The sequence below is a fragment of the Leptospira weilii genome, assembly GCF_006874765.1.
GTDB classification, from domain to species: Bacteria; Spirochaetota; Leptospiria; order Leptospirales; family Leptospiraceae; genus Leptospira; species Leptospira weilii.
Window position 1 is genome coordinate 2055950 of record NZ_CP040840.1, and the last position, 21551, is coordinate 2077500.

A 21551-nucleotide genomic window follows, 5' to 3' on the forward strand; every position below is an offset into this window, starting at 1 on the left:
CGGAAACCGTTTTGTTTCCGACTGTTTCGTAATTTTTCGAGGAATAAATTACAAGATCAATTGAATCTTATTTCCTGAGTTCCAAATCAGATTTCATTTGAGCGATCATTGAAAGATTGAAATCAAAAATCTCTTGTGCTTCCTCTTCGGAGACATTTTTGATTTTCATAACTGCGGCGACGACCGAATTTCTGGGAGCGTCCGCGTCTCCCAACATTCCATAGAGTTCGGCGGCCTGTTCGTTCGTAATAGTTTTTAGAATATCGGAAACTCGTTTCATTTTAAATATCCCATTTTACCAAAGATATTATCTAAGGCAGAGTTTACAGATTCAAAATCATCTTCATCCCAATAATGATTCACAAAATTCATGTTACCTTTTTTTCGAATCTGTGCAATGAGATTTTTCGAGTTCGTTTTTTTTGCAGTCCAAAGCTCGACGGCACGAGCAAAAAGTTCTTCTTGAGAAATCAAATAAGGAATCAATTTTCTCTGACTCTGATTCAACAAAACAGTTTGAATTCCGGGCAACATAATTTTACCAGTCATTCCAATCTTTTTAAGTCGTTTGTATAACTCCGTATTTTCGACAGCGGACTTGAATTCAGATAGCTCTGTCGAAGTGCTTTCATACCTACCTGGTTGACCGATCCAACTGTAATCGATCATGTGTCCGAACTCATGAACGAATGTTGACTGATAAGTATCTTTGAATGTGTGGGAACCATTCAACTCAATTCGGTTTGCATTCGGATTAAACCTTCCGGAAATATTCGTTTTCAACATAGAGCCGCTCAGATAGTGAACGCCGATGCCTGTTCGATCCTTCGGAAATTTTAGAAATGAATCCAAATCGGAAATCGTTTTTTGAATGTTTGCATGAACCGTCGGATCTGGAAGATTTAAGTTTATGGAATGCGAAATCGGAACGATCGTTTGAGTCGGTGACGTTGAGGGAAGAATGAGTTTCGGAATTGAAACTTGGTTCTTCGTATTTTGTTTTTTGTTGGTCTGTGGTCCCCAAGATGGTTCCGCCCAGCAGCGACAACGATAATCGTCACCCGGCGCAAGCCGAGCCTGTAATCCTCCCTTACGATTTACAAGAGGGGGTGAGTCCCAGGTATAAAATTTGTCTGCTACATGAGCGTGAGTATCTCGAACTCGTGAATCTTTTTGACTTCTCCAATAGTATCCGGGAAACCCTGCTTTTGTTTGTCTAAAGCGACTTTGTTGTGAAAAAAACTTACCCGTTTGGTCTTTCGCCCAAAACTCGGCTCGGCGTTCTGAAATTCCGGTAGCGTTTTGAATTTGGGAGGCGATGTCTTGGTATTTTAATCCCTTCGAAAGTCCGTCCGTAACAATCTTTTGAACCCGATCAAAATGTTCCCGAAACGCGTTGGAGGCAAGACTCGATTGCTCCTTTATCATCTGATTGACCCGGTTCCAAACTTCCGTAGACTCTTTTTGAGAAATAGGAATTGCAGGGACTCGAAACGCGGATCGATCTCCTCCTACAACTCCAGCGCGAGGGGAGTTCATACTTTCATATTGTTTGCCAATGAATGAATTTGTTTTGTCCCGAGACCAAGCATCAATCATCTGGACGTTTCGTTTTATCTGAGACTCGAATTCTTTTCGAGGAGCAAAGTCCCCGTATTGACTTTTTAGTTGACCCAGTAAGATTCTAAGATCGGAAACATCTAATCGAACAACGGGTTCAAAAAAATAACTATCGGCACGTGCCTCTTTTGAATAGGCTTGGACGCCTTTCAAAATTACAGAGTTTACCTGTTTGGCAAAACGAGAAACTTCATCTTTCCACAGTTTAGAATATTGAAGCTCTAAACTTAGAGGATACACGGCATTTTCCCCTTTTTTTGCGAACGTTGGGAAAATGCGTTTAAGACGGAAAATAACGCATCCGTATTTTGAAATAAAACAGGTTCAGCATTGTTCAGCAAACAGGGAGATACCCAAAGATACACCTTTGGGCCCAAAAGCGCGGAAAATGGCCTTTTATTCGATTTTTGGAACATTCGAAATTACTGTTGAACGGGACTATTCAATTCTTCAGGGTTTGACAGATCCGGTTCGGTAAAATCTAAATGGCCGCCATCTTGAGAGTAATCGAAATTTTCCATTTCAGGAAATCTCTTTTGTTTAACCTCCCCAGGCGAAAGCGAACCGATTGTTATATAGATTTGATCCGCTTGAGCGTTTTTCAAATTCGTGTCCGCTTCGGATGCCGGAGAAGATTTACACAACGTCTTAAATTTAAACGTCCAATCGAGAGACGCAAAGTCACCGTTTAGAAGTTTGTAAATCTGTCCTTCGGTCGAGCGGATTCTTAATTTGATAAATTGGTCTATGATGGGACGCACTTTGAGTTCTTGAAAACGAGAAACGTCCTCGAAGTAACTTACGTCGTCCGATGGATCGCTATTGCCGATATTGATTACGGATTGTGTTCGTCCTAATATTTTTGAAATAGGTATCTTTGAGAGACCTGATAAAACTTTAAAAATGAAAGAAAAAAGTGTTTCGAGTTGTGAATCGGATATTCCCGAGCTACCCAGACGAGTTAGTGTTTCATCTTTTCCAAGCATCGCAGTGGACTGAGTGGATAGAGTATGCCTTAATAATCGAAGAAACTCCATCGTCTTTGCGGGAGACGCAGAGTCCAGTTTGTCGGTAGTAAGGACCTTGACGGCCATCTCAAAAATCAGAGATGTTGTGGACCAAAGTGCTGTATCGATCGCAATGATTCCATCGTAGACTTTTTCTATTAAGGAAATTCCCCGCTGAGAATCCCAATTCCAACTATTGACTAGCCAGTGCGCTCGGGTGGAGTCTAATTCTACGCCAGATACAGAACAAATCGGCTCGTTATAATATTTAGAAAGCGGATCGCTCGTTTTTCTCCTTACGGAAACGCGACTCGCATCGATCACGTTTATGAATTCAAGATTCCGAATCGTCTCCGGCATTGGCTGGCGAAGCATGTAATCGGTTTGTGGAATATCCGATTTAATTCCCCAAAAGATCAGAGAACCTCCATGATTCATTCGAGAACCTTGAATGTGTTCTGTGATTTTCTCTTGAAGCTTGAACTCCTCCATTTCATTCATTAAGATTCTGGAAATGTTCAGACCTTTTCTACCTGAATCTCGATCATCCTTATCTCGATTTGTTTCTATTTCGATCCACGCCCTTGTCGCATCTTCCGCGACAGAATCGACTATGTTGGCGAGGAAACCGTTTGATTCGTAAAGCGCGCGTGCAGTGCTCGGGGAAATTCGTTCTGGATTCGGTGTAACACCTCGAAGCTTATCCCTTCCTATGATCCCTTTCCCAGATGCCATGTGCATCAGCGTATCAAGCCGGGCAACGGATTCGGAGGAGTCTAACTTTGCGACTCGGACGGATGTATCGATTCCTAAGTTCTTGTAATAACTGCGACGTTTGCGGGCCATTACCATCTCCCTTCGTTCAAAAGCATTTCAAAAAATCCGATTCGGTTTTTCATTCCTTCGGCTTGAGGACCGAATTTCGTTTCTTTGATGAGACCAGCTAAGGAATCGGGAGCATCGTCGTGACGCTCGACTACATCCGAATATTCAAGAATCTGCTTTAAATACTTTTGAGAAACCAAGTTAGAAAAACGAATCTTGTCCCAATTCATTCGTGCGTATTGCTGAATTCTAAAATCCTTATCTCCAAAACTTGTAACTCCCTTACACTGGATTCCTCTTCGTTGCATTTCAATTTCAAGAGCGGCCTCGCCCTTATTGTTCTCAATAAAGAGTCGAGAAACTTGAAATTGTTTGCAGAGTTTTTCAATTCGATCATAGGACTCGCCAAGTTTTGCTCTCCAGATTTCACCTGAGATCACAAAGAATTTTTCACCATTTGCTCCACCCGCTGTAAAAGCATTGAAGTCTTTCTTTTTTTCCGCTTTTCGAAAGGCAGGATCCCAAAACGCAAATATCTTTGTATCATTCGGGGCCTCTTCAAACTTCGGATCACTAAAAATCTGTTCCGCAACATCCAGAGGGATTTGTTGATAGAGCGCACTAAATCGACCTTCTCCGATTCTCGCTCTAAGTTTTAAAACATTTTCAATTTTAAAACGCTCCGGCCAGAGAGACGATCCATCTTCTAAGATTGCAGGAAGACGTAACACATGCCATTCACCTTTTATCTCCGGCTCAAAAAGTTTCACTTTCGACCTCCTTATCTTCACCAATCAATCTTCCTGTAAGGTCGTTGCGTAACCATCTTGTATGAACGATCAAAATAATTGCGTTAGGAGAGAGACGCGTTTCCCCTACAGACATGAAGTTCTCGATGATTTTTTCGGATATAGTTTCGGACGTCGCTTCTTCTCGGTTTTTATACGGATCATCTACGATCAAAAGGTCCGCGCCGTCCCCGTTAAAACCTCCTTTGAGTCCCGCACTTAAAACGAGTCCGCCACTTGTCGTTTCCCACTCAGCCGCCGCTCGCATATCCGGGCGAACTTTCGTATTTGGAAATATTTGAGAAAAGCGGTTTGACTCTACGCAGTCACGAACCCAACGACCAAAACGCGCGGCCTTGTTATCAGAGTAGGAAAGTAATATTACGTTTTTATCTGGATGCCTTCCTAAGAACCAAGCAGGAAAGATTCGTGTGCAAATCTGGCTCTTGCCTCTTCGCGGAGGCATGTTTATAATTCCTCTTTGAATTTCTCCTTTCTCCATTCGTTCAAGGAGGTGAATGATAGATTTGATGTGAAGAGGGTCTTCAAATTTCGGATCAATATATTTTGCAAATGCTGTTAGAGAATCTTTTCCAAATTCTTTGCCGTATAATATCCGATCGGTTTTCTTTACTTTCGAAAATCGCTTTGTTCCTGCTTCTCGGATCGACTCTAAAATTTCACGGTCAACGGACATACTTCACACTTTGAGAGATCCGATCTTCTCGTGAATTCGAGCGGCTATACTCTTGTCCCAATTTTCTTGAATCGCTTGTGCAACCGGAGGACATTCTTGAAGCACTTCAAAAATTGCGTTTACGATCACGAGCGGATGTAAGCGATCGCCTTCCATTCGTTCAAGTTTGAGTTCGTATTCGGAAATGTTTTTAAACGCATATACGGCATTTTCAAAGCTCGTAAGTCCCGGAGCTTTTTTATCCGTAAGCATCTTATACAAAGTATCAACGATATTCCTTGTTCTGCTTTTGATCTCAACGAGTCGGTTTTCAGCGATCACCTCAACACGCTTTTCAGCTCTGACTACAAGTCGGCTACGTTTTTCTTTCCACGTTAGTCCGTCCTTATCCTTTTCCTCAGCCCATTCCTTCACGGTTTTCGCGGTGGTCTTCGTTCCAAATTCTTCCCGAAGTTGTTTTGCAACCGCGTTCACGGAAGATCCGGAACCGGAAATTGCGTAGAGAAAAAAGGCTCGTTCCCTTATAGCCGGTTCCGTGCTCATTTGCATTCCCTTCCGATTAATCCGGTTGTTCTTCTGATTGAACCGGTGCTGAGTGTGTGTAATTGACCGCTTCGAAAACTCGCTTCATCAGAACTTCGTAAAATGTCGTAGTGAAACAAAAATTCAGAAGTAGGATCACAGAATAGTATCCGAGTTCAGAGATAGAATCTCCTAAAACGAATCGCACCAATTCAAAGAAGATTGCGATTCCGGTAGCGAGATACAAAACAAACCGCGCCTTATCACGTTGGACAAATTCGTTTTTGAAGAAACGAAAGACCCACTGACTCAAGAATAAAACGAGAGCTATGTATAACGGAATGAATAATCCGAAGACTGCTTGTGTTAAAAGTTCCATAACCTTTTTCCTTTTATTATATTAGATTTTTTGATTTTAAAAACTTAGCCGGGTCCATAGGCGTAGGCCAAGATTTCGTTTTTTCATTCCAAGGCCAGACTTCGAAATGCAAATGAGGTCCCATCGAATAGCCGAGATTTCCGCTCGTTCCGATCACAGTTCCAGCCTTGACATTCTGTCCGACCAATACGTAGGAATCGATGTGCTTGAACTTGTATTGATTTTTAGTATGGACTCCGATTGCGATAATATACGGTGTCCAAGCTCTACCACGCGGAATCTTCCCTGTTCTGATCAAATCGATCCAAGTTCCTTTTTCATAATGAAATCGGACCGGATATTTTTCGTCTCTTTGGAGAACGGTTTTGATAATGCAGTCCTCGGGAATTTTGATTTTTCTTTCGCCTCCTAAGTCGATTCCGAGATGAAACTGTTTCGAGGGTTTTCCGTTGATGTTCAGCGTTCTATAACCGAACGGAGATGTTATATGAGGCTCGTCTACCGGACAGACGAAAACCGGTTCGAGAACCGGAGGGAATACGGGTAAGCTCGCCTTGACTGCTTCCGATCCTATGTGTTTCGTTTCTAATCCAGCAAGTGGGGAACCATTCCAATAGTTTTGTGTCTGCTGGATCGCATCGAAGTTCAGAAAATGTTTTTGAACCTCAAAAGAAGCGGATTTTAAAAATTCTAATATTTGATTCATGATTGCTTTTCCCCTAAAAGACTACCTACAACCGGAAGACTATTGCGTCTGAGTGCAAGGATCGCAAGAACGACGAGAATCAAGGCGACCAGAGATAGAACAATAAATCCTATCACCGCATAGTAGAGCCACTTGATACCGCGTCCTTCTCCGGCTTCTTTGGATACCTTGGTCAACTGAATGTCTTTTTTTTCGCTTGCAGCATTACAAAGATTCAACTCTTCCTTAAGGATGTTGATCTCTTGAGCGTTCTCGATGTTTCGAGCGTCGCATCGATCCAGTTCTGAAATCGCTCGCTCTATAGCTCCGGGGCGGTTTTCGGCAAGTGCCATTTTCGTTTTTTGAATTTGTTTGCTGTCTTCTTTCAGCGTTGGCGGAAGTGTTTGAAGAACCGCGCACGCACCTAAAAGCAAAAGTATAACCGAAATCTTTTTCATTCCGCACCTCCGTGATCTTTGATCGAAATGGAAACGTGTTCCGCATCCCCCGCGAGTATGCGAAAATTGGTCGCGTGATTTTTGAATCGATCCTTCGGAAAGTTTATGTTCAGAAAAATTCCGTTTTTCTGAACTACATCGATTAAGATTCTTGAGAGCGCGCTAACCGCCGCAGAGGATATGTAGTCTACATTCAATAACGAAAACGTCAGCCTTACGTTCGGATACGGATTCCCTAATCTGGCACGGACTTCACTCACAAGGTTAAACAGAAAATCATAAAAACCTTCCGCGTCGCGAACGCGCAAAGAGTCGATGAATTGGATTGAGGTGACGTGTTCCTGAATGAATCTCGCTCCCGGGAGTGAATTGGTTTGAATTTGAACCACGGAAATAGTCTCTTTCGAATCGAGACGTTTTGTGATGAGCTTAGAAAGAAGTCCAAAAATCTGTCCGAGCGGTTTACGATAAACCAACAGGACCATAAAAAATAATATTATGGAAACAAGAAGTAGAGAGAGATGATCGATTTGTAGAAGTGCCTTTAATTCATCCATGTCACCAATGCTAACAAAGAAAATACCAATGCGCAACGTCGGCGAAGACCCCTAAGTCCCGCGATTTCCGCTGGTTTTAAGATTCTTCTTTTTCACAAAATCGATTTTGAAAGAATTCTTCGACTCCAACTCTGGAATACAGAATCGTTCCGTCGTAAAACTTCCAAAACTTTCCGAGCAGTCCCTCACGACGATAATAGCTAATTCTACGAACGCTGCGTTTGAGCAGAGCGGCGACTTGTTGCGGCGTCATGGTATCGTCTGGATCTTTGGGTATCGCTGGATTTGTTTGTAACGTAGAAGAACGTTTTTGCGTTAACTCTTTGATAGGAATGTTTTTGAATAGAGAACCTTCTGTTGTGTAACCGGTTACAGGTTGTTTTGTATTTTGTTTATTCGATTTCTGCGATTTGTTTTTTTTGGCCATGTGGCAAACGAAAACACAGTTTTAGAATTGTCAAGTGACATCACATATTGATTGTTTTCATTGGGAGTAAAAAACAATGAAAATCAGTATCACAATTATCTTATTTATCCTAATCCTCAATCCGATCGGTTCGGAAGAAACCAAACGAACTTGCATCGAAGGAGATTGCCAAAACGGAAAAGGGAAAACTAAGAGCGAAGAAGGTGTAATCGCTGAAAGTAATTTTAAGAACGGAAAATTTCATGGTCTGATGAAGGCTTACAAACCAGATGCCCCAGAAAAATATTTGGCGATGTATTTTATCAATGGAAAGATAGATACTTCTAAGCCGGTTTCTGATTGGTATGAAAATGGAGATCATTATGAAGGATATTACAATTCCGATATGAATATGCACGGCAAAGGGAAATTAACGTATTTAGACGGAAGTGTTCAGTGTGTCTATGAAGGTTCCTTTCAAAACGGTAAAAAGCACGGACCAGGAAAAATCAAATGCGAAGACGGAACTACCGAGTCCGGAGAATGGAAGAACGACAGGAAATACTTTACGGTTGAACTCGATTTCGTATGTCGCTCCGTAGAGAGAGTAGACAAATGGGAAGGAGGAACGGTCAGCGGAAAACTCAAATTTCGTATTATGCGAAATGCTCACGAACTACAGACTAAACTAAGTAGGTGGGATGGAATACAAGTCGGAGACGACTGGAACGGCTACACAATCGCCGAAGCGGAATACAACGACAAAAACGTGATTGCCACATTCCTGCTATTTATACCATCAGAAATGGATAAAGATTTTGATAAACTTGTCGCGCGGACGAGAGATATTCAGGTTCGAGGCAGAGCGATCGGAGTAGCTCACGCAGAAAAACGTTACCCTGTCGTATTCGTTGACAAGGTGCAGTAGAAACAAAACGAAAAAGAATCGTCTCCTATTTGTGTGAGACGATTATGAAAAAAATCACAGACATAGACGACGAGTTAAAAACTGAGTTAAAAGCTCTTCTGTATAACTTTGTAAGAGATCTAAAAAAAGGAACAGCTTCGCTGATAGAACTAATCGCAGAATATCAGGTAAAAATCAGTCAAGTTTTTCGGGAAAAAGTCGATCGAAAAAAATCTTAAAAAGTTTTTTATCGGATCGACTGAGTTCTAAAATTCTTTGTATCTCCTGCCTCATTCCGGATTCGTCGATCTGTCTCATAAAGACACGATCTCTTTCAATATCTTCGAATCGATCATGATTCTCCTGGGTCAGTTCTGAAAAAATTTCAGTTGGAATCTTTTTGTCGCCATCCCCAAAAAGCACCCAAAACGGATTATATCCAAGCGACTTCATGATTGCATATGCAAAGTCAAAACCTACGGCGCGGTTTCCGTTCAGATAGGCGCTTATAGTTGTTGGTTTGACGCCACCCTTTTTAGCCAGGTGGTTTTGTCGCAGTCCGGTCTCGGACAGAATTATGCGGAGCCTATCGATCGAATCTTTGCCTTTCTGTGTCATATTGTTTACAATTGAACATTTTTCATTGACTGTTGTGGTTCGTGTGAAATAGTTGTGCTAATGTGAATTAGTGATGATTATCGGAATTCTTTAAGCCATAATCAAGATTTTTTTTCAGAAATATGCGTTTGTGTAATAAACTTTTGTCCAGAGTGGGCAATATGCTAAAGAATACATAAAATTTCGGGAATTGGTGTTGGAGAGATGAAGATTCAAAATAGTGATTTAAAATCGGAAGACGAACATCCATCTGCTCCAGTTTTGAGAGAATTTTTTACTGCCCGAATTCACCTATTTTTAGATTCGGACCTGGATTTTGAAGTTTTGATCCATAACCTGGCAGTGGAAACCAAATCCGTAATGAATCCGTGGATTGACTGACGTTTATTTGGCCGTATTAACTGGTTTCCAACTTTTCAGCATTGCCTTGATCGCGCCCCGTTCCTCTTCGGACAAATCCCTGTCTAATTCCAAAAAGTCGTCAACTGTAAGCTTGAGGAGAGGGCGTTTACGCAGAAGCTGCAAAATCCGGAACTCGGCTCCTAAACGTTCATTACGTTCCTTGTTTTGCTCCGGCTGACTAATCATTTCTCCTTCGCCAGTAATCAACCAAACCGGATTTAGGTTGAATTCATATTCCATCGTTTTGATAACGGAGCCAGGTATTCCAAATCTTCCCCTCTGCCAAGAACTAATACTGGAGCGAGACGCTCCAATCCGCTTAGAAAATTCCTCCTGGGTGATCCCCGTTGCCTTAAAAAAAACAGAAAATCGTTCGGCGATATTGATATTATTTTTTTTGTTTGTTTCTAACATTTTTTATTGACAATTGTTTGATTCTAACAATCATGCGATCTACAGGCTTGCCCCTGCATTAGAAGCATCGGTGAAGCCAGGCATAGAATCAAGGAGAAATCAAGCAAATGAGCGTAGCGAACATTGAACCGAACTGGATACACAGATTTCGAAAACTCTCAAATCGGATTTTTTCGTATTTCGTAATTTCGCTCCACTGGATTTCTTTCATGTTTCGTATCCCAAGATTCCAGGAATATATAGAAGATATTCGGTTTAATGGGCTTCAAATACTCAATCTAAAAATTCACAAAGCGCTGCACCGAGACTTGCCGCGCCAATTTCTACACATAGCTATCACGATCATAAGCGTTAGGTTACATATCAACTTGTATGCACGAGACGGCTTTTACGTTCAGAGAAACCTCAAGCGCTTTCCGAAAGAGGAGGTTTAAAGTGAACGCGATCAAACAACGGGAAGAGATCCAAAGAGAAATCGTATACCGCTACAAATATATGAGCACATTCGCAAAACGCAATCACCTAAACGAACGACTAACGTATGAATTTTTCTCCGGGAGAAATAACAATCGCCGGGTGATCGCAGCGCTCAACGCAGAAGGATTTAAAAATATAGAATTAGTTCTCACCAAAGACGCAGGAAGCGCGGCATGAATCCTGTGTTTGGAATCAAAATACATCGCAAACGGGTGGCCGATTCGGTTCTCAGAATCAAAAGCGAATCGAACAAAAGCCCGATGGAAATTCTACTCTCTCGTTGTGCGATCTACGAATACTTCATCGATGATGCCGGACTAAAGAAACAATTCATGAAGTGGGTGGAAAAGAAAAAAACTTCCGAAAGAGATTCATTCAATGGCAAACACAACTAAATTCGATAGGGTTCGTAAGCGTTTTCTCTGTGATCATTCCGCAGAATTGCGAGACAAGGGATTGATCGCGCACTTTATTTTTGATCGCTGTTGGAACAGAATCCCCAACGGCCTCATCAGAAAATTAAATACGGAAGAACTTCTCTCTTATATCAAAATTCATGTCCTTCCCGCAGAGATCGCATCGACCCAAGGTTTCTCCAAAAATGGATACAAATCCAATCTGCCGAAGGAACATACATTGGAAACTTTCGCATGAAATTTATTAATTCGCCTTTCCCATCCAATTTGTCTGATTGCAACCCAGGCAACCCCTCTCCCCTCGGTGGAGGTAACTCCATCGAGGGCATTTTTTCGGATTCAAAGACTCCGCAATGCTCTATGTGCGGCCAGGCTTCGGTAACAGTTTATCAATTTGAACTTTGTAAACCATGCTTAAGTAAGTGGTTCAAACAACTCAGACCTTTACTCGATTCGGTAAGAATATGACTCTTTTAACGGTAGCGAAATTCTTTCTCGAAAACCCGAGTGTTCCGCTCCGGCCCGTGCACGTAGCAAGACGACTAACGCGTCCGGAGAAAACAATCTACCGCGCGATCAAGATCCTAAGTCGATGGAGTTTGGTAGAAGAACATGAAGGGTTATATATTTTAAATCCGGATACAATCGAGGGAAAGAATCCGATCCAAAGGGCAACCGGAACCGGAGCCGTATATATACTAATCCATCTACTTCCGGGAAAGAGCTTTTTCAGTGGAGAGTTTAGACTCCTCACTGGAATTCAATCCTTGGAACGCGCAAAGCGAAAATTAACACAGGCAAATCTAATTTTACCAGATCAAGAAAATGGCCTATTTTTCTCGGAAAGCTTTCGCTGGCAGCTTACGCCAAAAATTCAAACCAAACTGGGTCAGACTCAGGCTTATCTAAGAACGTTGAGGAAAGTCTATGGAAAATGAGAATACGAGGACATTAGAAAACTCTTATGTCCTCAGACGTCCACGAGGCAAAAAGCTTCCACCCTTAATAAGAAAGCAGTTAGGTCCGATTGAGGGCAAATCATCAATGCGCGCAATCGCTCGCGATTATGGTGTTAATTTTAGAAATCTTTCAGCAACGGCCTACGGAGAACGCAAAACTCCCCATCTGATCCAAATCTTGGAAATGGAGTTCAATCTCCCAATTGAGGAAATTAGGGCAATCTTCCAAAAGGCGAGAGAGACTCGAAACGCCTTTCTAAAACAACAGGCAGAGAATGCGATAAAAATATCTCAAAGCGAAGAAACGAAAGCGATTCTAAAAAATATGGGACTCAAGGTATAGCAGGATGACAACCAAATCAGCGTTAGACGAATACAAAGACGAAATAGAAGACTCGGACAGTAGAATGTCACAACCGGAAACAGCTCTGACGATTCCAAGCGAGAGCGAGGCGAGAGAATTTTCACCGGAACAAAGGAAAGCCCTGGCGCAATTGTATATTACGCAAGCCAGGGTAAACATTTTTCAAACCGCGTTAGCGTTGGCAGCGATTCGAAATTTGGAGTTGTATCGGGAATTAGGATATGAGGCGTTCGGGGATTGTGTCGAGCAAGAACTCGACATGAACGGCAGAACAGCATTAGAATATGTGAATGCGATTGAATCCTTTGGACTGGGTGACCGAGTTAAACAACTCATGGAGGCCTCTCCAAAGAGATTTCTGCAAGCTGCGAAAGAAGTTCGCCAGAAGCAAATGGAAGGAGAAATTCTAACCCTTTCCGACGGCACAGTTGTTTCCGCGGAAGAGTTTCTCGCAGAAAGAATTTCTACGTTAGATAATTCGTCAAAGAAAAAAATCAAATCCCTCGAAACAGAAAATCAAACCGTAAAGGCGGAAGCCGAACTGCTTCGAAAAAAACAAACAAACTTAGAGAAGTCTATCCAAAAGAAGGACGAACAGCTCGATGTTCTCAGAAAATCCAAGGACATCGATCCGGATAAATTACTCAAAATCAAAAACCAGCGCGACGCGGAAAAGATGATCGATGAGTGCAATGCGTCGATTCTAGAAGCTCTGCAAAAGATTGAGTTGATCCCGGAAGAATCTCGAAACGGCGCGCTTGGAATTTATCTCTCTCGCACAATCGCAACGATGGAGATCTCGCTCAAAACTCTCAAAATGGCTTGGTCAAACCATATCTTCCAAGGAGAGACGCAAGAGTGAAACAATTAGATCCAGATTTGTTTTACGAATTTTATTCGGCCTGGAAAGAGGCGCCGTCGAAATTTTCCAAAGGCGAAATGATGCGCAAAGCCGCGTCGGCCTTTGGATTGTCGGAAGACGCAATTCGCAGAAGATTCGAAAAATATAATATTGGATCGGAATTGGCTATTGTTGCGGGCGAGAAAAAAGGAAAGCGAAAATCAAATCTAAACCCGGAGCGGATGGATCTGCGGGAAACCGAAGCGAAGATCATTGCGGAAATTGTTTACTCAAATCTGTCCGGCAAAGAACCAAAACCGATCTCGATGAAACTCGCTCTAAGACGAGCGCGTAACAGCGGACAGATTCAACTTCCCTGGACGGAGTCTACCGCAAACCGGTGGCTGAATCGTCTCGGTTTAGGCAGACACGAAATGCGATCACCGGAAGCGTCTCGACATTGGAAAGAACCATACTCCAACGCGACTCACATGGTAGATGCTTCCGTTGCAAGTCGATACTACCTAAATCCACGAGGAAAAATCGAACAGCGTTGGTTCTTGGATGATAAGGACGAAGAGACCGCAATGCTAAAAGATAGCCTCATTAAGGTTTGGGTTTACGCACTGGTTGATGTTTTTTCAAAAGTTTTCTTTGTATGGGCGTATGGCGGGAAAGCCATAACCCCAGGAGCAAAACATCGAGGAGAAAACGCAACAGATTATCTCGACTTTTTCAAACGCGCTTGGTTACCAAAAACAGATCGTCGAAATCCATTCGAAGGTATTTCTGAATTCGTTTACTCCGACGAAGGTTCTGGCTTAAAGGGATCACGATCCACGTTAAAACGATTAGGAACAAAACTAATCATGCACAGGCCGGGCGTTCCCAAGGCAAAGGGGCCCGTGGAACGTCGAATCGGCGTTTTTAAAAATATTGTAGAACCCGCAATCGACGGGAAACGATTCAAGGACTTGGAGGAATTCAACGATTTTCTAACGTTATATACCATTCACGAAAATCAAATCAGTGGGAGATTTGATCTTTGGTTGGAAGGAACAAAAGAAAAGCCGGTCAAGCGAATCACAGAACAAAATTTTTACGACGCTACGGTTACATTCGACAAACGAGTCGTAAACAACTACGGCTGTATCGAATACCGAAACCATTCTTACGGAGTCGCCTTGGATCTGGTAGGGCAAAACGTCACTCTATTCAGGGATCGCGACGGCAACCTCGTAGCAGAAGATAAATTAGGAAATCTGTATATCTGCAATCCGGACGGAGCGAGAAGCATATCGCAACATACGGGATTCCAAACGCAATCATCAGACACATGGCTGAAAACCGATCGGATGAGGCTGCGAGACGAAATCCGTGAGGGTGCCAAGAAACAGCGGAAAATCTTTACGATCGACGACCTCTTTCCTCAATCCGAGTTGGAAAATCTTAGATACTTTCCGGCGAACGCTGTCCCTGTTGAAACACCCGCAACGATGGCACCGAGCGAGTTCACCGATGTAGAATCGGCGTGGAGTTATATCGAACGACGACTTTTAATCTACCGTTCCGAAATGCCAGTGGACCTCTTCGAAGCCGTTCAAGCGCGGCTTGATTCGAGTCTTGCCCTCAAAGGCTCGATCACAAACCAAGAAATATACGAACTTTTGAATATTCTAAATAACATTGATTTTGAATCTAACGATTCTAAGGAGAGCGCGGAATGAGTTTTGTCGATACGGAAAACACAAACAGGGTAATCAGAGCAATCAAACAGGCCGTTGACAGTTCCGGTTGGGAATGTGTCGTCGGACACGTAGGGGCAGGTAAAACATTTCTATACGAACACATGCTGCATTTTTGGAAAAGTTATCCGAACCGTTTTCAAGTAATCGAAATGGGAAGATGTTACGAATCGTTCGAGATGAACATCAACCAAATCATGAAAACTATGATTTCCGAACTTGCCTCGGACAGAGAAATTCCAGGAAATGCGCACGCAAAACAATTGATCCTAAGAAGCATACTTGAGGAGGCATACAAAAAGAAACGCAAGATTGTTCTTCTTTTTGATGAGGCACAGGCACTTTCAGGGAAGCTTTTGCGTGATCTTAAAAAGATTCATGAGATTTCTATTCCGGACAGAGAAAACCTTTTCTCGATCGTAATGTTCGGAAAGAATGAAGGTCCTTGGTTAAGATCCTTAACCAGGACCCAAGAGATTGGTTGGAGAATTCATAAGACGATCTTAGAGCAGCTCAAAGATAACGAGATTCTTTCCTTCGCGGAAAGGGCGTTCAGTATTAAATTCGAATCCGGACAGAACGGCCAAAAGGCTCGACAAATTTTTATCCAAAACGTTTTCCCTTCTCCTCTGGGTGTGAAGCATCAAATCCGCAAAATCGAACGATCAGTTGCTGGATGGGATCGCGTTATGACGCACGAGCTTGCCAAAACCGTATTTCCTCAAACCATTTCCGATATTTTGAAAAAAATGAAAATTACACAACGAGAAGTTGCGAAGCGGATTAGAGATAATACCGGTAAGGAGTTAAGTAAAGCGGCAATTTCAACCTACCTAAGTGGAGATCAACACGAGATCCAAAAGTCAAGATTAAGTTTAGACGGGCATAAGCTAACAATGGACGCCGCTCTCGATTTAATCAGAGATCATTCCACATCAGCGAGTGAAATACACTCGGCGGAAAATCTGATTCGAACCGCTAACGAATAACGCAATATTTTAATATTGGAGGAAAAATGAAAATCGCAAACCAGGAAGAACACAATAACGCTTTGCAACGGGTGGCTGAAGTTAAAAAAAAGATCGCTTCGTTTAAAACGAATTCGGGTGATCTTGAAGCTGAAATCACTCTTTTAGAGGAGGAGAAGAAAGAAACGATCCAGCTTTTAGAAGACGAAAAAAAAGTAAAGATTCAAGGAATCGATGACAAAATCAAAACCCTTAAAGATCGGTTAAAGATCGCGAAGGAAGAACAAAAGCAAAACCTTAAGTCTCTCGAAAGCGAACTAAAAGATCTTCAATCTGCCTTAGGCGAGTTCGCTGTAGAACAAGTCGCGGTATAAAGGAGGGACCGTATAGTGATTGCAAAGAAGAAAAAGGTAGCGAAGAAGAAAGTCGCTCCTAAGAAAAAGAAGATAGTTAAGAAGCCGGTGGCGGTAGAAGCACCGAAGCAGATTAGCGATTCCAATTCGTCCGGAATGGTCTTGGAAGATCCAAGACCGGTATAACAGGAGTAAAGCATGGCGAACAAAAAGAAAGAACAGATCGTTATCATCCCTCTTGGAAATAAGGGGGAGTTAGCGGATGCGGTTCAGTCTTACGGTGTAAAACAACGCGAGAAAGATCGAATCGTTTCCAAATATAACGATCAAATTTCGGAACTTCAAACAAAGCTCCGCGAGGAAACGAAAGCTCTCGATGAAGATATGTATCTCCTGGGAGTTCGTATTAAACATTTTTGTGATGAGAATAGAACATCTCTATTCGAATCCGGCAGCAAAACTCAAAAGTTGACAACGGGTTCCGTTTCGTATCGGGATATTCCCGCATCTGTAAAGACCAGGCTCACTTCTACACTTTTGGAAAAGATACTCACGAATGCAACTCTCTACGAACTTTACAAAAAGTTTATAGAGAAATGTGGAAAGGTTTACCTGAGAGTAAAAATCGAACTGGATAAGGACGCGATTCTGTCTGATCCGGTTCGTGCCAAGAAAGAATTCGGAATAAAAGTAGAGGCAAAACGGGAACGCTTCTATATCAAGCCGACGGAGCTTGACGCAGAAGTCGAGGTTGATGCGGCATGAGCAAGCTTCCGCTTGAAGTTCGTGAGGTTTTGGAAAACATCCAAGACCTTGCGGCGACCGATTCAAATCAAAGCGATAATGTAGATCAGATATTTTATCTTGTGGAATGGATCCTGGAAAAATATCCGGCTGGATCAGAACTTTAGTTATGAGCGAAGAAGAATTCACTGATTTAAAACGCTCGGAGGATCTTTGGATCAATCACTGTGAAGATTTCCTTCGACGTGGGTTTATTCCAAAACGTTGGAATGAACTTCCGGAGTATATAAAGACAGAGAGAATGAAAGAATATTACATACAGTTAAAGAGGAGAATTGAAAATGAGCGTTCAAATTAAAACGATCCAGAGATACGAAGTAGTAACTCAACTCTTGTATGATATTCGAAGATCTCTTTTCTTTGATAAGCTAAAAGCCTATGAAAGAAAAGCTTTAGAGGATCGTAAGAAAGCTCTCGAACCTGAGAGAGCTACATTGAAAAACTCCATCGATTTTATTCAGGCATACGAACTTCTTGATTCGGATTCTGAGACAGCAATTTTGAAACTCGCGGAACTTGGTTGGTTCGTCGAGGAGTGGGAATTCGAAGAAGATGTTTGGAGGAGGAATATATGAGTATCATCCGAAACCCGCAAGATCCTGAAATTTTTGAAGCTATTCATGAACGAGTTGGAATTTATGCGTTTATTCCAAGAGTAAGCGAACCAAGCAACGGTCTTATGAGACCTATTGGATTCGAAAGACAAAGTGAAATCATAATCCTATCGGATCTGGATGATCTTTCGATCAATAGGAGAAATGAACAATGAGTCATGCAAGTAATATTACATCTGAATTCATTGATGCCTTACGAGACCTGAAGTTTATGAAGATGGGCCTTTGTCAGGTTTTAAACCACACTGACGAATTTTTAGAATTCGGTCGAAACGAAATCGATTGTTTGAAATCGATATTAGCAACGATGGCAAATCGGATTGAAAAATTCGAGCAAATTGAGTCACAAGTTTTTAAAAATTCTCTTCATACAACTTCTGGAGATACGCAATGAATCTTGAAACTTTTGAACTGATAATTAGATATGCGGTAATCGTAACTTTATTCAGCTGGTTTTTGTTGGCTGTTGTTTGTCGCGTGATCATCGATTATATAACTTTCTTTTCCTCATGGTTTAAATCTGATTCAGAACAGATATCATTACAAAAACATGTAACAGATGCCCTTAGTTACGAAGGGCCGTTTAAAAATAGGGTAATGGCTAAGGCACTGCTTAGAATGGCAAGGGATATAGATTCCTTAAAGAAATCCAGATGAAAATAGTAACATCCTATCATTATAAAACCGATAAACTGCTGGCGGACGGGTTCGTTGTTTTTAATATTTCCCGATTTTCTCCTCGCTGGGTTGCAAAGGGAAAACAGATTCAATTTAAGGTGCTGGCTCCATCTACAGAAATGCTAAACGAAGGATACGATTGGGAAGAATTCGATTCTAATTTAGAAAAATTGAATGCTACAGAAATAATAGAACAACTCAAAACGCTCTCCAACGGTAATCCAGTCGCGTTATGTTGTTATGAAAAAGACACCACGCAATGTCATAGATCTCGCGTAGCTCTTTGGTTATCTAAAAACGGGTTCTATGTAGATGAATATAGGGAGCATAAAACAGTAAAATGAAGGCCTTATCGATCCAACAGCCATGGGCGTGGTTAATAATTCGCCCAGATCTTCCTGATCCAAAAGATCGAGCCATCGCATGGAATAACAAAGAAATTAAGGATGTTGAAAATCGTAATTGGAAAACAAATTTTAGAGGGAGATTTTTAATTCATGCCAGTCAAAAATTTGATCACGAAGGATTGGAATATATCCAAAAAAATTACAAACTTTGTTTAAGAATGACCGTCAATGACTTTGACTTTGGATGTATCATTGGCGCGTCTATCTTATCTGATTGCGTTGAGCATTCGGATTCAAAATTTTTCTTCGGAAAATATGGATATATTCTTAACGATTCGAAACCGTTTTTTCCAATTCCGTATAAAGGAAAATTAGGATTTTTTGAAGTAGACATCTAAGTATGATGTCCTGAGACTAAAATTTGGAGAACAACAGGAAATCATATGATCTTACTTGAAGAAATTTTAGATATAACTCTCGAAATAGAGGAACTTCGTAATGAGCTTAATCGATTAGATAAAAAGTTCTATTATAATATCAAAAAACATAATGAAAGGCGAATGCTACTGGTTAAATCCCTAGTGCCGTATTCTATTGGTGATGATATTTTTTTATTAAATCAAAACCATGAGGGATGGTATAGATTAGAAGAAATTTACAATGTAGATAGTGGAATGAAAAACGGAGAACTTATTATAACGATTCAGTTAGGGATCCGAGTGATAGGAAAAAAAAGGTCTCCGATTGGTCGATCTTACGAAGTTCGAACCTATATAAATAAAATTCCAGCTTTGAATCACTATAATGATGCAGTAGTTTTAGACGTTAGGAAAAACACGAAACTCTCCGACAGCAATACAGTTTAAGGCGGAAGAAATTAGAGAACGATTTTAAACGGAAAAAACTATATGAAGAATACCATTGAAGAAGTAAAAAGAAAGCAACGGTTGAAGCACCTTTTTACTATTGGGCATGAGATTGGGTATTCAAAAGAAACCCTTAAGGAGATTAGTTCTTCTTTAAATATGGGTGAAAGACTAAGTTTTCTTTCTGAAAGCCAAATCCAAAAGATTATCAATTATCTTAAAAAAGATTATCCGGAAGTCTTCCGAAGACCGCAGACAAAAGATAATAGGAGACCTATACCTAAGTCTCAGATCTTCTCAATTCCATCGGTAGATCAAAAAGAACTAACAGAAATTCTCCTTTCTCAAATAAATAAAATTGCACCGTATAAAATTTCTTTGGAATCTATGGCTCAAAAAACCTTCAAAATCCCTTCCGAAAAACTCTCCTTTCATCAATATCAATCTCTCATTGAAGCTCTTAAATCAATGAAATCTCGATTCGAGAAAGAAACGAATCTTAGAAATTCTTCTCAACTTTGAATAAAAAAGGTTCTTAAAAGATCATTTTTGGATATTTTTTGATACTTTTCAGTCTCGTTTTAGATGCGTTTATAATGGTTCAGTAGTGGGTGGGGACACTGTCGGAGGAAGCGATGTATTTAGCGTATCTCTTGAGCAAGAAGGGAAGTTTTTTGGAGAGAGCCTTTTTTTGTAACTCGTTCAATTGGTTCCAGTAACATATCGGAATCAAAAGGGAATCCGAGCCGATCTCGCCTTCGTTCAAAGCGGATAGAATCTTTTTTTGGGAAGAAAGCAAAAGAATGTCCATATCTAAAGCGGTTCTTCGCTTTTGCACGAAAGGAACCGATTTGTAAAAAAAAGAAAATTTCTATTTTATTTCATATAAACCAAAAAAAGAAATCTCTCCAGATACAGGAAAACCGATTCTTTTTCAAAGTGAAGAATGAAAAAAAATTCGAATCAAGATGAACTATCGAATACTAAACATTCATTTTTATGAATAGTTTGGTTGGAGATTCGACTCGATTTCTATATTTCATTGAATGTTTTTAAACATCTATTGACCCTGAAAAACTGCTGGCCTTTTTTCCACAAACGAAGCGAGTCCTTCTTCCGCGTCTTTGGTTTCCATCAGGGCTAAAAGTTGAGGAAAAAGATCTTTGGCGGCTTTCGATTCACCGTGAATCACCGAATCCAGAGAGGATTTGAGAGTCGCATAAACACCGAGAGGAGCTTGGGCCGCTATCTTTTCGGCAAGTTGGATTCCTCTTTCGATAAGTTCGTTTTTTTCAACGACTTCTTGCACAAGTCCGATCCGAAGTGCTTCTTCCGATTCGAAAGTCTCTCCTGTGAGAATGTATTTCATTGCATTTCCCCAACCGCATTGCACGGGCCAACGCATCGTTCCTCCTCCGAACGGAAAAATTCCTCTTTGAACCTCGACTTGAGCGAATAACGTTCGTTTGGCGGCGATCCGGATTTCGCTCGCGAGCATGAGTTCGATTCCGAGCGTGATACACATCCCGTGTACGGCCACAACGACTGGTTTCGTTTTGGTTTTGCCCGTGGTTCCCCAGGGATTGACGCTTTCGGGAGGAAGAGGGAAACGTTTTTGTTTCTTTAAAAATTCCGCGACATTCTTCAAGTCCAAACCCAACGTGAAATGTTTTCCGTTTGCATAAACAAGTCCGACTCGAATATCCGAATCGGCTTCCAATTGATCGTATGCGCGACTGAGAGCGTAGAGCATATCAACGTTAAACGCGTTTCTTTCTTCAGGGCGATTGATGATGATATGTAAAACGTGTCCCTTTTTTTCGGAGAGAATGAG

General features: G+C 41.4%; 37 protein-coding genes and 2 pseudogenes (1 of these 39 cut by a window edge). 23 read left to right on the forward strand and 16 right to left on the reverse strand.

The features are described 5' to 3' along the window. Positions 1-67 precede the first annotated feature (67 nt). The 11 genes from FHG67_RS09690 to FHG67_RS09745 all read right to left on the reverse strand — a co-directional run bounded on the left by FHG67_RS09690 (position 68) and on the right by FHG67_RS09745 (position 7965). Entirely contained in the window at positions 68-280 is a 213-nt protein-coding gene (locus FHG67_RS09690; protein ID WP_004495806.1) for a hypothetical protein, read from the reverse strand. After that, positions 277-1860 (reverse strand): phage minor head protein, encoded by a 1584-nt coding sequence (locus tag FHG67_RS09695; RefSeq protein ID WP_004495992.1) that lies wholly within the window; start codon positions 1858-1860, stop codon positions 277-279. Before FHG67_RS09695 ends, FHG67_RS09690 begins: the two co-directional genes overlap by 4 nt. A 182-nt stretch (positions 1861-2042) precedes the next feature. Beyond that, on the reverse strand, positions 2043-3473 hold the full coding sequence (locus FHG67_RS09705) for an anti-CBASS protein Acb1 family protein (RefSeq protein ID WP_004495861.1): 1431 nt from the start codon (positions 3471-3473) through the stop codon (positions 2043-2045). Continuing rightward, positions 3473-4222, reverse strand: coding sequence for a hypothetical protein (locus FHG67_RS09710; protein ID WP_004495848.1), 750 nt, complete (start codon positions 4220-4222; stop codon positions 3473-3475). The genes FHG67_RS09705 and FHG67_RS09710 overlap by 1 nt, the downstream gene beginning before the upstream one ends. Next, entirely contained in the window at positions 4209-4937 is a 729-nt protein-coding gene (locus tag FHG67_RS09715) for a terminase large subunit domain-containing protein (RefSeq protein ID WP_142499757.1), read from the reverse strand. The genes FHG67_RS09710 and FHG67_RS09715 overlap by 14 nt, the downstream gene beginning before the upstream one ends. Positions 4938-4940: 3 nt before the next feature. Further along, positions 4941-5480, reverse strand: a complete 540-nt coding sequence (locus FHG67_RS09720) for a hypothetical protein (RefSeq protein ID WP_004498667.1) — start codon at positions 5478-5480, stop codon at positions 4941-4943. 16 nt (positions 5481-5496) lie between these two features. Then, positions 5497-5838: a hypothetical protein gene (locus FHG67_RS09725; RefSeq protein WP_061235252.1), complete on the reverse strand. Its 342-nt coding sequence runs from the start codon at positions 5836-5838 to the stop codon at positions 5497-5499. 16 nt (positions 5839-5854) lie between these two features. After that, positions 5855-6544 carry a M23 family metallopeptidase gene (locus FHG67_RS09730; protein WP_142499758.1) on the reverse strand — a complete coding sequence of 230 codons (690 nt, stop codon included), beginning with the start codon at positions 6542-6544 and terminating at the stop codon, positions 5855-5857. After that, entirely contained in the window at positions 6541-6981 is a 441-nt protein-coding gene (locus FHG67_RS09735; RefSeq protein WP_016759919.1) for a hypothetical protein, read from the reverse strand. Before FHG67_RS09735 ends, FHG67_RS09730 begins: the two co-directional genes overlap by 4 nt. Then, complete coding sequence (locus FHG67_RS09740; protein WP_142499759.1) at positions 6978-7538, reverse strand: hypothetical protein; 561 nt, start codon at positions 7536-7538, stop codon at positions 6978-6980. The genes FHG67_RS09735 and FHG67_RS09740 overlap by 4 nt, the downstream gene beginning before the upstream one ends. Before the next feature lie 76 nt (positions 7539-7614). Then, positions 7615-7965, reverse strand: a complete 351-nt coding sequence (locus tag FHG67_RS09745) for a helix-turn-helix domain-containing protein (protein WP_004502306.1) — start codon at positions 7963-7965, stop codon at positions 7615-7617. A gap of 76 nt (positions 7966-8041) precedes the next feature. Here FHG67_RS09745 and FHG67_RS09750 point away from each other — a divergent pair, with 76 nt between their 5' ends. Further along, complete coding sequence (locus FHG67_RS09750) at positions 8042-8872, forward strand: MORN repeat-containing protein (RefSeq protein ID WP_142499760.1); 831 nt, start codon at positions 8042-8044, stop codon at positions 8870-8872. Between the two features lie 174 nt (positions 8873-9046). On the opposite strand, the gene FHG67_RS09760 is transcribed toward FHG67_RS09750, so the two are convergent. Continuing rightward, complete coding sequence (locus tag FHG67_RS09760; RefSeq protein WP_004498651.1) at positions 9047-9469, reverse strand: helix-turn-helix domain-containing protein; 423 nt, start codon at positions 9467-9469, stop codon at positions 9047-9049. Between the two features lie 204 nt (positions 9470-9673). On the opposite strand from FHG67_RS09760, the gene FHG67_RS21745 reads away from it, so the two are divergent. Further along, positions 9674-9850, forward strand: a complete 177-nt coding sequence (locus FHG67_RS21745) for a hypothetical protein (RefSeq protein ID WP_004498637.1) — start codon at positions 9674-9676, stop codon at positions 9848-9850. A gap of 3 nt (positions 9851-9853) precedes the next feature. Here FHG67_RS21745 and FHG67_RS22360 read toward each other — a convergent pair whose 3' ends face one another. After that, the gene (locus FHG67_RS22360; RefSeq protein ID WP_244947496.1) at positions 9854-10111 is read right to left on the reverse strand and encodes a hypothetical protein; all 258 of its coding nucleotides are present in this window, start codon (positions 10109-10111) and stop codon (positions 9854-9856) included. A gap of 6 nt (positions 10112-10117) precedes the next feature. Next, positions 10118-10285, reverse strand: a pseudogene (locus FHG67_RS22365) (helix-turn-helix domain-containing protein); the annotation flags it as partial. Between the two features lie 435 nt (positions 10286-10720). Between FHG67_RS22365 and FHG67_RS09775 the strand changes: the two are divergent. The 21 genes from FHG67_RS09775 to FHG67_RS09865 all read left to right on the forward strand — a co-directional run bounded on the left by FHG67_RS09775 (position 10721) and on the right by FHG67_RS09865 (position 20239). Beyond that, complete coding sequence (locus FHG67_RS09775) at positions 10721-10939, forward strand: hypothetical protein (protein WP_004495940.1); 219 nt, start codon at positions 10721-10723, stop codon at positions 10937-10939. Then, the gene (locus FHG67_RS09780) at positions 10936-11157 is read left to right on the forward strand and encodes a hypothetical protein (protein ID WP_004498664.1); all 222 of its coding nucleotides are present in this window, start codon (positions 10936-10938) and stop codon (positions 11155-11157) included. The genes FHG67_RS09775 and FHG67_RS09780 overlap by 4 nt, the downstream gene beginning before the upstream one ends. Further along, positions 11141-11416: a hypothetical protein gene (locus tag FHG67_RS09785; protein ID WP_142499761.1), complete on the forward strand. Its 276-nt coding sequence runs from the start codon at positions 11141-11143 to the stop codon at positions 11414-11416. The genes FHG67_RS09780 and FHG67_RS09785 overlap by 17 nt, the downstream gene beginning before the upstream one ends. 226 nt (positions 11417-11642) lie before the next feature. Continuing rightward, the gene (locus tag FHG67_RS09790; RefSeq protein ID WP_061236056.1) at positions 11643-12116 is read left to right on the forward strand and encodes a hypothetical protein; all 474 of its coding nucleotides are present in this window, start codon (positions 11643-11645) and stop codon (positions 12114-12116) included. Then, positions 12106-12480, forward strand: a complete 375-nt coding sequence (locus FHG67_RS09795) for a hypothetical protein (RefSeq protein ID WP_016759987.1) — start codon at positions 12106-12108, stop codon at positions 12478-12480. Before FHG67_RS09790 ends, FHG67_RS09795 begins: the two co-directional genes overlap by 11 nt. 4 nt (positions 12481-12484) lie before the next feature. Continuing rightward, positions 12485-13363, forward strand: a complete 879-nt coding sequence (locus FHG67_RS09800) for a hypothetical protein (protein ID WP_004495978.1) — start codon at positions 12485-12487, stop codon at positions 13361-13363. After that, positions 13360-15069 (forward strand): DDE-type integrase/transposase/recombinase, encoded by a 1710-nt coding sequence (locus tag FHG67_RS09805; protein ID WP_004496028.1) that lies wholly within the window; start codon positions 13360-13362, stop codon positions 15067-15069. Before FHG67_RS09800 ends, FHG67_RS09805 begins: the two co-directional genes overlap by 4 nt. Continuing rightward, positions 15066-16076 carry an ATP-binding protein gene (locus FHG67_RS09810; RefSeq protein WP_004495819.1) on the forward strand — a complete coding sequence of 337 codons (1011 nt, stop codon included), beginning with the start codon at positions 15066-15068 and terminating at the stop codon, positions 16074-16076. The genes FHG67_RS09805 and FHG67_RS09810 overlap by 4 nt, the downstream gene beginning before the upstream one ends. Before the next feature lie 26 nt (positions 16077-16102). Beyond that, complete coding sequence (locus FHG67_RS09815) at positions 16103-16429, forward strand: hypothetical protein (protein WP_142499762.1); 327 nt, start codon at positions 16103-16105, stop codon at positions 16427-16429. A gap of 15 nt (positions 16430-16444) precedes the next feature. Next, positions 16445-16594, forward strand: a complete 150-nt coding sequence (locus FHG67_RS21750; RefSeq protein ID WP_004495945.1) for a hypothetical protein — start codon at positions 16445-16447, stop codon at positions 16592-16594. 12 nt (positions 16595-16606) lie between these two features. Next, positions 16607-17173: a host-nuclease inhibitor Gam family protein gene (locus FHG67_RS09820; RefSeq protein ID WP_061216611.1), complete on the forward strand. Its 567-nt coding sequence runs from the start codon at positions 16607-16609 to the stop codon at positions 17171-17173. Next, a complete protein-coding gene (locus FHG67_RS21755; protein WP_016760337.1) occupies positions 17170-17319 on the forward strand; it encodes a hypothetical protein in 150 nt (49 codons plus the stop codon). Before FHG67_RS09820 ends, FHG67_RS21755 begins: the two co-directional genes overlap by 4 nt. A gap of 2 nt (positions 17320-17321) precedes the next feature. Continuing rightward, the gene (locus tag FHG67_RS09825; protein ID WP_004496038.1) at positions 17322-17510 is read left to right on the forward strand and encodes a hypothetical protein; all 189 of its coding nucleotides are present in this window, start codon (positions 17322-17324) and stop codon (positions 17508-17510) included. Continuing rightward, on the forward strand, positions 17494-17787 hold the full coding sequence (locus tag FHG67_RS09830) for a hypothetical protein (protein WP_004496072.1): 294 nt from the start codon (positions 17494-17496) through the stop codon (positions 17785-17787). The genes FHG67_RS09825 and FHG67_RS09830 overlap by 17 nt, the downstream gene beginning before the upstream one ends. Continuing rightward, on the forward strand, positions 17784-17981 hold the full coding sequence (locus FHG67_RS09835) for a hypothetical protein (protein WP_004495996.1): 198 nt from the start codon (positions 17784-17786) through the stop codon (positions 17979-17981). Before FHG67_RS09830 ends, FHG67_RS09835 begins: the two co-directional genes overlap by 4 nt. After that, positions 17978-18220 carry a hypothetical protein gene (locus tag FHG67_RS09840; RefSeq protein WP_016758672.1) on the forward strand — a complete coding sequence of 81 codons (243 nt, stop codon included), beginning with the start codon at positions 17978-17980 and terminating at the stop codon, positions 18218-18220. Before FHG67_RS09835 ends, FHG67_RS09840 begins: the two co-directional genes overlap by 4 nt. Next, on the forward strand, positions 18217-18483 hold the full coding sequence (locus FHG67_RS09845; protein ID WP_016758673.1) for a hypothetical protein: 267 nt from the start codon (positions 18217-18219) through the stop codon (positions 18481-18483). The genes FHG67_RS09840 and FHG67_RS09845 overlap by 4 nt, the downstream gene beginning before the upstream one ends. Further along, positions 18480-18848: a DUF488 domain-containing protein gene (locus FHG67_RS09850; RefSeq protein WP_004495859.1), complete on the forward strand. Its 369-nt coding sequence runs from the start codon at positions 18480-18482 to the stop codon at positions 18846-18848. The genes FHG67_RS09845 and FHG67_RS09850 overlap by 4 nt, the downstream gene beginning before the upstream one ends. Beyond that, positions 18845-19249 carry an ASCH domain-containing protein gene (locus FHG67_RS09855; protein ID WP_039931360.1) on the forward strand — a complete coding sequence of 135 codons (405 nt, stop codon included), beginning with the start codon at positions 18845-18847 and terminating at the stop codon, positions 19247-19249. The genes FHG67_RS09850 and FHG67_RS09855 overlap by 4 nt, the downstream gene beginning before the upstream one ends. A gap of 45 nt (positions 19250-19294) precedes the next feature. Beyond that, positions 19295-19717: a hypothetical protein gene (locus tag FHG67_RS09860; protein ID WP_004496040.1), complete on the forward strand. Its 423-nt coding sequence runs from the start codon at positions 19295-19297 to the stop codon at positions 19715-19717. A 42-nt stretch (positions 19718-19759) separates the two neighbouring features. Beyond that, on the forward strand, positions 19760-20239 hold the full coding sequence (locus tag FHG67_RS09865) for a hypothetical protein (protein ID WP_004495866.1): 480 nt from the start codon (positions 19760-19762) through the stop codon (positions 20237-20239). A gap of 106 nt (positions 20240-20345) precedes the next feature. On the opposite strand, the pseudogene FHG67_RS09870 reads toward FHG67_RS09865, so the two are convergent. Beyond that, a pseudogene (locus tag FHG67_RS09870) lies at positions 20346-20528 on the reverse strand (DUF1564 family protein); the annotation flags it as partial. Positions 20529-20777: 249 nt separating this feature from the next. Further along, positions 20778-21551: the 3' portion of a crotonase/enoyl-CoA hydratase family protein gene (locus tag FHG67_RS09875; RefSeq protein ID WP_004499555.1), read on the reverse strand. 12 nt of this gene lie beyond the right edge of the window; the window shows 774 of its 786 coding nt (coding positions 13-786); its start codon lies off the right edge, out of view; its stop codon occupies positions 20778-20780.